The sequence below is a fragment of the Loigolactobacillus rennini DSM 20253 genome (assembly GCF_001436505.1).
In the GTDB taxonomy this organism is placed as follows: Bacteria; Bacillota; Bacilli; order Lactobacillales; family Lactobacillaceae; genus Loigolactobacillus; species Loigolactobacillus rennini.
On the sequence record NZ_AYYI01000052.1, the window covers coordinates 1 to 11,392 of the forward strand.

Sequence of the window (11,392 nt, forward strand, 5' to 3'; positions counted from 1 at the left end):
CTTTTTGCGTAATCTGCGTTACTAAATTTGTTCAAGTTATTTCTTGCAATCTGCCTAATGGATAAAAATATGCTTGTTTGGTGTAATTGCCTTTATGATAGCATAAATTTGCACTTGCATTAGTTGGATCTTAAAAAGATACTAAATTATTATCGTTTGTTAGTCGCTTTCTTATTGACGGCTAGGGGTTGGTTGGTTATAATTAAAACCGAATCGAATTTTCTAAGAGCAATCTTGCAAAACGGTTCCATTTTTGAGCTCGGAGGGAGGGATATCATAATGGCAAAGACAGTCATTCGTAAAAACGAATCTCTTGATGACGCTCTTCGACGCTTCAGACGTACTGTGTCCAGAAATGGTACATTAAAAGAATACCGGAAACGCGAGTACTATGAAAAGCCAAGTGTTAAACGTAAGTTAAAATCAGAAGCAGCAAGAAAACGTAGTAAAAAGAAGAGAAGATACTAGTTCGCTTGTTGGTTAAGGGATGATATCCATGAGTCTGATCGATACGCTAAATGCTGACTTGAAGTCCGCAATGAAGGCACGTGACAAAGCAAAGTTATCTGTTGTACGTATGCTGAAGGCCGCCGTAACTAATCGTCAGATTAAACTTGGTCATGATTTAAATGACCAAGAAGCGCTTGCTGTCCTAACTAGTGAGTTAAAGCAGCGTAAAGAGTCGTTAGCTGAATTTCAAAAAGCTGGGCGGGACGATTTAGTCACGCCACTACAGCAGGAAATTAAAATTGTTGAACACTATTTACCTCAACAGATGACTGAAGCAGAAGTCAGTGGCTTAGTTAATAAGACGGTTGCTAGTCTCAATGCGACTTCGACCAAAGATTTCGGTAAAGTGATGCAGACGCTGATGCCACAAGTTAAAGGCAAGGCGGATGGCGCTTTGGTCAATCGTTTGGTTAAAGCAGCTTTAACTAAATAATCAGTAAAAAATAGTCGGGCTAAGGTTCGGCTATTTTTAATTCCCTAAAATTAATTCGGGTAACTAAGTGATAAGTGCGTTTAAATGGCATAAATTATGTTGAGAACTCGTGGTTAGCGGGTGCTTTTTAGTGGTGGTTGTGCTATCATTTTGAGTGATTACAAACTTTAAAACGTCGAAATATATGGAAAAGGAGCACTTCTTTGACAGAAGAAAAAATTGTTAAACATTTCCAGGTCAGTGATCCTGAACAAGCCGTTAGTTTAATGGGCAATCAAGATAAAAACTTAAAATTGTTGGAAGAAGGGCTAAATGTCACGCTGAATGCATTTGGCAATGATATTAAAATTACGGGAACCAGTCAGGCTGCTAGTCGTAGCTATGCGGTTTTGAGTAATTTAGTTGAATTAATTGCCCAAGGCATTACAATCAGCAGTGGTGACGTGGTCAGTGCAATTAAAATGGCTAACCGCGGGACGCTAACCCATTTTCAAGCGCTTTACCAAACAGAATTAATTAAAGACCGGCGGGGTAAGCCAATTCGGGTTAAAAATTTCGGGCAACGCCAATATGTACAAACGGTTGCAAATAACGATGTTACGTTTGGCATTGGTCCTGCTGGTACAGGTAAAACATTTTTAGCTGTTGTGATGGCGGTGGCAGCAATGAAAAATGGCAGTGTTGAAAAATTAATTTTAACCCGCCCAGCAGTCGAGGCTGGTGAAAGTTTAGGCTTCTTACCCGGAGATTTAAAGGAAAAAGCAGATCCATATCTACGGCCGATCTATGATGCGTTATATGCAGTTTTAGGTGCTGAACATACTGCACGTCTGTTAGATCGGGGTGTCATCGAGATCGCCCCATTAGCGTATATGCGAGGTCGGACTTTAGACGATGCCTTTGTTATCTTGGATGAAGCGCAAAATACAACGCCTGCGCAGATGAAAATGTTTCTGACACGTTTAGGATTTGGGTCTAAAATGATTGTGAACGGTGATGTGACCCAAATTGATTTACCGCGGCACGCCAACAGTGGTTTAGTTCAAGCACACCGGATTTTAAAAAACATTCCCCACATCGGCTTTGTTAACTTTAGTGCGGCTGATGTGGTGCGTCATCCAGTTGTAGCCAGCATTATTGCGGCTTATGACCAACAAGGTGACCAGCAAGCAGCAAAAAATAAACAGAACATGTAAACTTAGGCTAGCTTGAGAACGGAGCTTAATCGGTCACGCTTCTCAAGCAGTCTCTTAGGCATTAATTGTGAAAGGCAGGCTTACTGCGTGGATTTAGAAATAGTTGATCACACTAAACAAGTTACAGCAGCACATTTAAAATTGATTCAAGAAATTACTGAGTTTGCTGGTAACTATCTTCATTTACCAGCGGATACAGAAATGTCCGTTACGTTGATGCATAATGATGAGATTCACCGGATTAATCGGGAATACCGCCATACAGACCGGGCAACGGATGTGATTAGTTTTGCCATCGAAGAAGATCCAGACGATCAAGATAAAATCATTTTACCGCCAGATCTGCACATTCCGCGGAATATTGGAGATTTGATGATTTCCATTGATAAGGCACAGTCACAGGCAGCTGATTACGGGCATTCTTTTGAACGCGAATTAGGCTTCCTTGTGGTTCATGGCTTTTTACATTTAAACGGCTATGATCACATGCGCTCACCAGCAGATGAAAAAGAAATGTTCGCATTGCAACGGCAAATTTTAGATGCTTATGGCCTTAAAAGATAAGCAGAAGGTTACTAAAAACCAACATTTGTGGCAGAGTATGTGGCACGCACTATGTGGTTTGGGGACAGCCGTAAAATTAGAGCGGAATATGCGCTGGCATGTATTGGCAGCGGTCTTAGTCATCGTCTTAGGCTGGTGGTTAGGTTTAACCTTAAATCAATGGCTATGGATCGGCTTAGCTATTTTCTTGGTGATTCAAAGTGAAGTCTTCAATACTGTAATTGAACAAGTGGTTGATTTATTGACTGCACATCACTATGTACTGGCAGCCAAATACGCTAAAGATATGGCGGCAGCTGCAGTGTTATTGGCAGCCCTGTTTGCGTTTTGCGTGGGCTTATTAATTTTTATACCTAAAATCTTAGGATTGTTGCCGTGAAATTAAATGGAGGAATTAACTTATGGACCAAAAACAAGCCGCTTTTCATTCTGGTTTTGTTGCGATTGTCGGGCGGCCCAATGTTGGTAAATCAACATTGCTAAATCGGGTTGTTGGGCAAAAGGTCGCGATTATGTCAAATAAAGCGCAAACTACCCGGAATAAGATTCAAGGGATTTACACTGCTCAAGACAGTCAAATTGTGTTTATCGATACGCCGGGAATTCATAAACCACAAACTAAATTAGATGAATTCATGTTAAAATCAGCTACTTCTGCTTTAAGTGAAGTTGATGCCATTTTATTTATGGTGAGTGTTCGCGATAAAATGGGTCCCCAAGATACTTTTATTTTGGAGCAATTAAAGCAAACTAAACAACCAGTTTATTTATTAGTTAATAAAATTGATACTGTTCATCCTAATGATTTAGCCCCGTTTGTTGAAGCTTATCAGGCTAAACGTAAATTTGCAGCGGTTTTTCCAATTTCTGCTTTGGAAGGCAATAATGTACCGGAATTGCTGGCTGCATTAAAACAGCATTTGCCAGAAGGGCCTAAATATTATCCTGATGATCAGATTACGGACCATCCAGAATATTTTGTAGTGTCAGAGTTGATCCGGGAGAAAATTCTCGAGCTCACTCGTGATGAGGTACCGCATTCAGTGGCGGTTAACGTTGAGCGGATGCGCCGTAACGATCAAGGCAAATTACGAATTGAAGCGACCATTATCGCTGAGCGCGCTGGTCAAAAGGGGATTATTATCGGCAAAGGCGGCCAAATGCTAAAGAAAATTGGGACTTTAGCGCGGCAAGATATCGAGCACCTTTTAGGCGATAAAGTCTATTTGGCTTTATGGGTAAAAATTGATAAAAATTGGCGTAATAATCAGCACTATTTAAATGAATTGGGCTACCAAAAGAAAAACTATTGATTTGAGGCGGTTAAGTGGCACAGCGGGAAATTGCAGATTTTAATGGTATCGTTATGCTACGTAAAGATTACCGTGAACGTGACATGTTGGTTAAAATTTTAACTGATCATTTTGGGAAAAAAATGTTTTTTATTCGACGTGCGCGTAAACGGGGCTTTAGTTTGGCAGCGGCGATTTTACCTTTTACGCATGGAACTTACATCGGAAATATCCGTGCTGATGGGTTATCTTTTATCAACACGGCAAAAAATTATCGGCAGTGGCAAAGCATTAGTCAAGACATTACGTTAAATGCTTATGCTACTTATATTTTAAATTTAATCGATGTTGCTTTTCCAGATGGGCAAGTGATTGCGGAATGGTATCAGCGCGCCCTCTTTGCGTTAAATGCCATTGACGAGGGCTTTGATCCGCAAATTATCACTAATATTATTGAAATTCAACTCTTACAGCCTTTTGGGGTCGCACCACGGTTAGAAAGTTGTGTCGTTTGTCAGCGCACGGATTTGCCATTTGATTATTCACAGCGTTATGGTGGCTTATTGTGTAAGCAGCATTGGCAGCTCGATCCTTATCGCTTTCATGCAAGTGCCCGGGCAATTTATTTAATGCGTTTATTTTCTGTCATTAATTTGCAGCAGATCAATTCCATTTCAGTAAAAGCGACTACTAAACAAGAACTACGGCGAATGCTAGATCGTATTTACCAAGATGATGTAGGCTTATCATTGAAAAGCAAGCATTTTCTTGATCAAATGGATCAATGGGATCAAGTAATGAAACCTAGGTTTGACAAGCATTCGGAAAAGCCGTAGAATTTTGGTTAGAGAACAATGAGGAAACGGTGTTAGTGACAAACTTAACAGCGAGCCTGAGTAGGTGTGAGTCAGGTAAGTTTTGCACTAACGTGGCATTTCTGAGTTCTAAAGTTAAATAATTAATGAAGTGTTGAGCAGTTTTAATCGCTCAGAACTAGGGTGGAAACGCGCACAGTCGTCCCTATGTCGTTTATCGGCATAGGGACTTTTTAATATGGTAACTGTTACTTTAACAAACTTAAATGGGGGGATCGTTCATGCAACAGACTTTAGACATTCAAAATATGATTTTGACACTGCAGCGTTATTGGGGCAAACAAGGCTGTATGCTAATGCAAGCTTACGATACTGAAAAAGGAGCAGGGACTATGAGTCCATATACCTTTTTAAGGGCAATTGGACCAGAACCTTGGAATGCTGCTTACGTTGAACCGTCACGCCGGCCAGCTGATGGCCGTTACGGGAATAACCCGAACCGGCTATACCAGCATCACCAGTTTCAAGTTGTGATGAAGCCATCACCGGCTAATATTCAAGCGTTGTATCTAGGCAGTTTACGTGAATTGGGCATCAAACCTTTAGAACACGACATTCGTTTTGTTGAAGATAACTGGAAAAATCCGTCAATGGGTTGTGCCGGTGTAGGTTGGGAAGTTTGGCTAGATGGCATGGAAATTACACAGTTTACTTATTTCCAAGTTGTCGGTGGGTTAAATGTTAAACCGGTCACTGCTGAGATTACTTATGGGATTGAGCGGTTGGCTTCCTACATTCAAAATGTCAACTCTGTTTTTGACCTTGAATGGGGCGATGGTGTTAAATACGGCGATATTTTTAAAGAACCGGAATATGAGCAATCTAAATATTCATTTGAAACCAGCAATCAGGACATGCTGTTGCAACTTTTTAATTTATACGAGCAAGAAGCTAAGCAGCAAATTAAAAATGGTCTGGTTCACCCTGCTTATGATTATATTTTAAAATGCAGTCATACTTTTAATTTACTAGACGCCCGGGATGCAGTCAGTGTGACTGAACGAGCAGGTTATCTAGCGCGAATTCGTAACATGGCCCGGGCGGTAGCGCGCGCGTTTGTGGCCCAGCGAGAAAAATTAGGTTTTCCGTTATTGAAGGACCAAGCTAAAAAGGAGGAAGCATAATCATGGGACAAACTTTTCTGTTGGAAATTGGTTTGGAAGAAATTCCAGCACAAATTGTCACGCCGAGTCGGGATCAATTAGCGCGGCGGGTAACTGACTTTTTAAAGGCAAAGCATTTAGCCTATGGTGATGTTCATTCTTTTGCCACTCCCCGGCGCTTAGCGGTTATGTTAACTAATGTTGCAGAAAAACAGGCAGATGATAAGCAAGAAGTTCGCGGGCCTGCTAAACAAACTGCATTGGATCAGGCAGGACAATGGACCAAAGCTGCCCAGGGATTTGTTCGGGGGCAAGGTTTAACAACCGCTGACATTACCTTCAAGAAACAAAAGGGCAAAGAATATGTTTTCGTCAATAAATTCACCCCTGGGAAATCGGCTAAAGAAGTTCTAAGCGGGTTGACGACGGCAATTACTAAAATGACTTTTCCGACACGGATGCGTTGGGGAAATTATGACTTCGAATACATTCGGCCATTACATTGGTTAGTTGCACTGTTAGATCAAACTGTCGTCCCGCTAAAAATTTTAAACATCACTAGTGGCCGAACGACTTATGGCCATCGGTTTTTAGGTGGGCCAGTAACATTAGCCCAGGCTAGTGACTATCAAACGGCTTTAAAGAAACAATACGTTATTGCGGACTCTTCGCAGCGCAAGGCGATGATTAAAGAACAGATTCATACTCTTGCAGCGCAAAATGATTGGGTGGTTGAATTAGATCCGACTTTATTGGAAGAAGTTAATAATTTGGTAGAATATCCTACCGCATTTGCCGGTCATTTTGATTCAAAATACCTTAATATGCCAGATGAAGTATTGATTACCTCAATGAAAGTGCATCAGCGCTTCTTTTACGCGCGCAATCAGGCTGGGAAATTATTGCCTGTCTTTATTTCTGTTCGTAATGGTAATCAGCAGCATTTAGCTAATGTGGTTAAAGGTAATGAAAAAGTGCTAACAGCAAGGCTGGAAGACGCACAATTCTTCTATAATGAAGACCAAACGCACACCATCGCTGAATATGTTGAGCGTCTTAAAAAAGTGACTTTCCATGAAAAAATTGGCACTATGTATGAAAAAATGCAACGGGTGCAATTAATTTCACAGGCTTTAGGTAAGTATGTTGAATTAAATCAAGCCCAATTAGCAGATCTTAAACGCGCTAGTGCCATTTATAAATTTGATTTAATGACAGGTATGGTCGATGAGTTTCCAGAACTACAAGGCATTATGGGAGAAAAATATGCCTTGTTACAAGGTGAGAAACCAACAGTGGCCACGGCAATTCGCGAACATTATTTACCTAAAGTTGCTGAAGGTGCTTTACCACAAACGGATGTTGGCGCAGTGCTGGCAGTTGCTGATAAATTAGATAGCATTATCAGTTTCTTTGCTGTTGGTTTAATTCCTAATGGGACTAATGATCCTTACGCATTGCGGCGACAAGCAGCAGGAATTATCCGGATTGTTAAAGCTGAAGGCTGGCATTTAGATGTTGCGGCATTCCGGCAACAGATTACAGATCTCCTAACAACGCATCAAGCGACGTTTGGGTTAGATTTTAGTACCAATGTGTCAGATTTCTTAGATTTTATCAATGATCGGATGCGGCAGTGGTTTGGTCAGCGGCAAATCCGTTATGACATTATCGATGCTGTTTTGGCAGGCCATGGTCATGACCTTAAGCAAATGTTTGCTGCTGCTAAAGTGTTACAGCAAAATAAAGATAAACCAGCTTTTAAAGCGACTATTGAAGCGTTAACCCGGGTTTTACGGCTTAGCCAAAAAGCTAAATTTAATGGTCAGGCTAGTTTAACAGTTGATCCGGCATTGTTTGAAAATCAAGCTGAAAAAGATTTGTATCAGGCAGTTGAAAAAGTTCGTCATCAAGCAGCACAGCGGACCATTGAAGAAAATTACCACGCACTTGAACAATTACGGCCTTTAATTGCTGCTTATTTTGACGCCACTATGGTCATGGTGGACGATCAAGCGGTTCGGGATAATCGACTGAAGCAACTGGCAATTTTAGCACAGTTAATCTTTAGTATTGCTGATTTAAACCGCCTAATTGTCAAGTAGAAGTTTAAGCAAACCAATTGCTGGTATCAGCATTTTGTGCTATAGTTAATACTGTATTTTTGTACTCGTTAACTGGAGAAAAGTCGCACTCATTTTGGGTGCGACTTTTCAAAGCTTAAGGCTTAGAAGCAAGGTGATGATTTTGGCGACTAGGATTCCAGAAGCGGTAATTGAACAAATTCGTGGTGCTGTTAATATCACCGATATTGTTGGCCAGTACGTACAGCTGAAAAAGTCCGGTCGCAATTTATTCGGCCTGTGTCCGTTTCATGAAGAGCGGACGCCGTCTTTTTCGGTTACTGAAGATAAGCAAATATTTCATTGTTTTAGTTGTGGCCGTGGGGGCAATGTTTTTAAATTTATTATGGAAATTGACCAGCTCAGTTTTCCTGAAGCAGTTGTGCGCGTTGCAAAGCTAGCGCATTTAGACATTGACCTTTCTGGGTACCAGTTGACATCGACACCTAAAAGTACCGTTTCACCGGAACAAAAAGCAATGTTGCAACTTTATCAGGCAGCAGCAGCATTGTATCATCACATTTTGTTGAACACTAAGTTAGGTGAAGCAGCATTAGCTTATACGCAAAAACGGCAGTTATCTTCGCGGATTTTAGATGCGTTTAAAATTGGTTATGCACCTGATGAAAATAATTTGCTTTTACGTTTTTTTAAGGAAAAGAAAATTGCTTTTGACATTTTACGTCGTTCTGGCCTATTTATTGAAAATGCGGATGGCACGTTGCGTGATCGGTTTGTAAATCGTGTGATGTTTCCGATCAAGGATGCGCACGGTCAAGTAATTGCCTTTTCTGGACGCGCATTAACAGTGAGTGATGGGCAACCTAAGTACCTTAACAGTCCAGAAACTGAATTATTTAATAAGCGGCAAGTGCTGTTTAATTTTGATGTGGCTAAAAATGAAATGCGCAAGGCTAAACAAGCGATTTTGTTTGAAGGCTTCATGGATGTGATTGCGGCTTACCGCGCCGGCGTTAAGTGCGGTGTTGCTTCTATGGGAACCAGTCTGACCAATGAACAGTTGTATTTGTTGCAACGGTCTACTGATCATTTAATTGTTTGTTATGACGGTGACCAGCCAGGAATGAAAGCTACTGACCGGGTCATTGGTTTGCTACGCGAAGACAATCGATTTCAGCTTAATGTTGTGACATTACCGAAACAATTGGATCCTGATGAATATGTTGATCAGTACGGAGCTGAAAAATTTCAGCAAATTCTAAAAAATGGGTTAGAAACACCAGTTGGTTTTCGCTTGCGTTACCTTAAACAAGGGCGTAATTTAGCTAATGAACAAGAAAAACTTGCTTATATTGATGCGGCATTGCACGAGTTAGTTCAAGTTAGTTCAGCTGTTGAGCGGGACGTTTATTTAAAACAATTGAGTCAATCTTTAGAAGTAACTTATACCGCATTAACCACACAGCTACAAGACTATCTAGTGGATGCTGCAGTTGCTAAACGCCAAAATAATCGTCAGCAAACACAGGTGTCTGCAGAAAAACCACAAGTTCATCAGCAGCAGCCAAAATTAAACCGGGTTGAGCGGGCAGAACAAGGGTTGCTCAGCTTATATTTTAAAGAACCTGACATTCGTTTGGCACTACAGGAACGGGACGATTTTCAGTTTGTGCATCAATCCTACCAGCAATTATATCAACTCGCTAAAACTTATTTTGAGCGTCATGATCAGTTTGTCATCGCTCAATTTGTGGATCAAGTGACAGATGATCAGTTACAACATTTGGCCATTGAAATTGATCTGCTAAGTTTTGATGAAAATACAATTGATGCACAGTTTCAAGATTATTTACGCACTATGGCACAGGCTGGCCTGGAAACGCAATTACGGCAAGCACAAGCGACGTTACAAGAAGCCAGTCGTATTGGTGACAATGACCGGTTGCTAGACACTTTACAGACAATCGTTCAAATCAAAAAACAATTACAACCAACTAACGATTCGTCAGTTGGTTAAACGGAGTTGTTTTAGTATACCAATTTGTAAAAGCGCGTTATCATGGAGTTACTTGTTAATGATGACATGTGCTGAACAATTGAAAATGATTATGAGTTTGAAATTAGGGAGGCCGATCTAATGGCAAAAAAAACTGTGAAGCGCGGGAAAAAGGAATTAAAAGCGGCACTTAAAGCGCTCATCAAAGAATATAAGCCAAAGAAACAAATTCAAGAAGACACGCTGACCAAGAAAATTTTAGTGCCGTTTGGCTTAAAATCAGATGAAATTGAAAAAACAATTTTACGGATTGAAGATCAAGGAATCAGTGTTGTTGATGAAAACGGTGAGCCTTCACAGCAAAGTCTGCGCAAAGAAAAGAAAGTTTCTAAAAAAGCTTTGCGTGATGTGTCGGCTCCTGCAGGTATTAAAATCAACGATCCAGTCCGGATGTATTTAAAAGAAATCGGTCGGGTACCCTTATTGACTGCAGATCAAGAAGTTGCCTTAGCATTGAAAATTGAACAAGGTGATGAAGAAGCCAAGCAGCGCTTAGCTGAGGCTAATTTACGGTTAGTTGTTTCAATTGCAAAGCGTTATGTTGGCCGGGGGATGCAATTCCTTGATTTAATTCAAGAAGGCAATATGGGCTTGATGAAAGCCGTTGAAAAGTTTGATTACCGCAAAGGATTTAAATTTTCCACTTATGCGACTTGGTGGATTCGTCAGGCGATTACCCGGGCCATCGCTGACCAAGCACGGACCATTCGGATTCCAGTGCACATGGTTGAAACCATCAATAAGCTTATTCGGATTCAGCGTCAATTGTTACAAGATTTAGGCCGTGAACCAACGCCAGAAGAAATTGGCGCGGAAATGGCCATGCCGACCCATAAGGTGCGTGAAATCTTGAAAATTGCTCAAGAACCGGTTTCATTGGAGACACCGATTGGTGAAGAAGATGATTCGCACTTAGGCGATTTCATTGAAGATCAAGATGCTACTAGCCCGGCTGACCATGCAGCTTATGAATTGTTGAAAGAGCAATTAGAAAGTGTCTTGGATACCTTAACCGACCGGGAAGAAAATGTCTTGCGGTTGCGGTTTGGCCTAGATGATGGCCGGACACGCACTTTAGAGGAAGTCGGTAAGGTCTTTGGTGTTACCCGTGAGCGGATTCGGCAAATTGAGGCTAAAGCGTTGCGTAAGTTACGCCATCCTAGCCGTTCAAAGCAATTAAAAGATTTTCTTGAATAGTTTTGGTGATAAAAACTGTGGCAAAATTTGGCTCTACAATATCTGTTGTTGGTAATAGATTTATCTATTATTGATGGCAGAT

11 protein-coding genes are annotated in these 11,392 nt (G+C 41.0%); all 11 read left to right on the forward strand.

Annotation, left to right across the window (positions count from 1 at the left end; genetic code table 11):
- The first annotated feature begins 279 nt into the window (after positions 1-279).
- The 11 genes from rpsU to rpoD all read left to right on the forward strand — a co-directional run bounded on the left by rpsU (position 280) and on the right by rpoD (position 11,310).
- Positions 280-468 carry a 30S ribosomal protein S21 gene (gene rpsU, locus FC24_RS07570; RefSeq protein ID WP_057874287.1) on the forward strand — a complete coding sequence of 63 codons (189 nt, stop codon included), beginning with the start codon at positions 280-282 and terminating at the stop codon, positions 466-468.
- A 28-nt stretch (positions 469-496) separates the two neighbouring features.
- A complete protein-coding gene (locus tag FC24_RS07575) occupies positions 497-943 on the forward strand; it encodes a GatB/YqeY domain-containing protein (RefSeq protein ID WP_057874288.1) in 447 nt (148 codons plus the stop codon).
- A gap of 203 nt (positions 944-1,146) precedes the next feature.
- A complete protein-coding gene (locus FC24_RS07580) occupies positions 1,147-2,139 on the forward strand; it encodes a PhoH family protein (RefSeq protein WP_057874289.1) in 993 nt (330 codons plus the stop codon).
- Positions 2,140-2,226: 87 nt separating this feature from the next.
- Positions 2,227-2,703: an rRNA maturation RNase YbeY gene (gene ybeY, locus FC24_RS07585; RefSeq protein WP_057874290.1), complete on the forward strand. Its 477-nt coding sequence runs from the start codon at positions 2,227-2,229 to the stop codon at positions 2,701-2,703.
- 37 nt (positions 2,704-2,740) lie between these two features.
- Positions 2,741-3,082 (forward strand): diacylglycerol kinase family protein, encoded by a 342-nt coding sequence (locus FC24_RS07590; protein ID WP_420805254.1) that lies wholly within the window; start codon positions 2,741-2,743, stop codon positions 3,080-3,082.
- A 22-nt stretch (positions 3,083-3,104) separates the two neighbouring features.
- Entirely contained in the window at positions 3,105-4,016 is a 912-nt protein-coding gene (gene era / locus FC24_RS07595; RefSeq protein WP_057874292.1) for a GTPase Era, read from the forward strand.
- A 14-nt stretch (positions 4,017-4,030) separates the two neighbouring features.
- Positions 4,031-4,831, forward strand: a complete 801-nt coding sequence (gene recO / locus FC24_RS07600) for a DNA repair protein RecO (RefSeq protein WP_057874293.1) — start codon at positions 4,031-4,033, stop codon at positions 4,829-4,831.
- Between the two features lie 260 nt (positions 4,832-5,091).
- On the forward strand, positions 5,092-5,994 hold the full coding sequence (glyQ, locus tag FC24_RS07605; protein WP_057874294.1) for a glycine--tRNA ligase subunit alpha: 903 nt from the start codon (positions 5,092-5,094) through the stop codon (positions 5,992-5,994).
- 2 nt (positions 5,995-5,996) lie between these two features.
- A complete protein-coding gene (gene glyS / locus FC24_RS07610) occupies positions 5,997-8,078 on the forward strand; it encodes a glycine--tRNA ligase subunit beta (RefSeq protein WP_057874295.1) in 2,082 nt (693 codons plus the stop codon).
- A 142-nt stretch (positions 8,079-8,220) separates the two neighbouring features.
- The gene (gene dnaG, locus FC24_RS07615) at positions 8,221-10,074 is read left to right on the forward strand and encodes a DNA primase (RefSeq protein ID WP_057874297.1); all 1,854 of its coding nucleotides are present in this window, start codon (positions 8,221-8,223) and stop codon (positions 10,072-10,074) included.
- Positions 10,075-10,194: 120 nt separating this feature from the next.
- Positions 10,195-11,310, forward strand: a complete 1,116-nt coding sequence (gene rpoD / locus FC24_RS07620) for an RNA polymerase sigma factor RpoD (protein ID WP_057874296.1) — start codon at positions 10,195-10,197, stop codon at positions 11,308-11,310.
- The last annotated feature ends 82 nt before the right edge of the window (positions 11,311-11,392 follow it).

Bases quoted from the DNA above. Each gene is read 5' to 3' on its own strand.
- rpsU (WP_057874287.1), top strand. From the start codon at position 280: ATGGCAAAGACAGTCATTCGTAAAAACGAATCTCTTGATGACGCTCTT.
- rpoD (WP_057874296.1), top strand. From the start codon at position 10,195: ATGGCAAAAAAAACTGTGAAGCGCGGGAAAAAGGAATTAAAAGCGGCA.
- era (WP_057874292.1), top strand. From the start codon at position 3,105: ATGGACCAAAAACAAGCCGCTTTTCATTCTGGTTTTGTTGCGATTGTC.
- glyS (WP_057874295.1), top strand. From the start codon at position 5,997: ATGGGACAAACTTTTCTGTTGGAAATTGGTTTGGAAGAAATTCCAGCA.
- FC24_RS07590 (WP_420805254.1), top strand. From the start codon at position 2,741: ATGTGGCACGCACTATGTGGTTTGGGGACAGCCGTAAAATTAGAGCGG.
- FC24_RS07575 (WP_057874288.1), top strand. From the start codon at position 497: ATGAGTCTGATCGATACGCTAAATGCTGACTTGAAGTCCGCAATGAAG.
- glyQ (WP_057874294.1), top strand. From the start codon at position 5,092: ATGCAACAGACTTTAGACATTCAAAATATGATTTTGACACTGCAGCGT.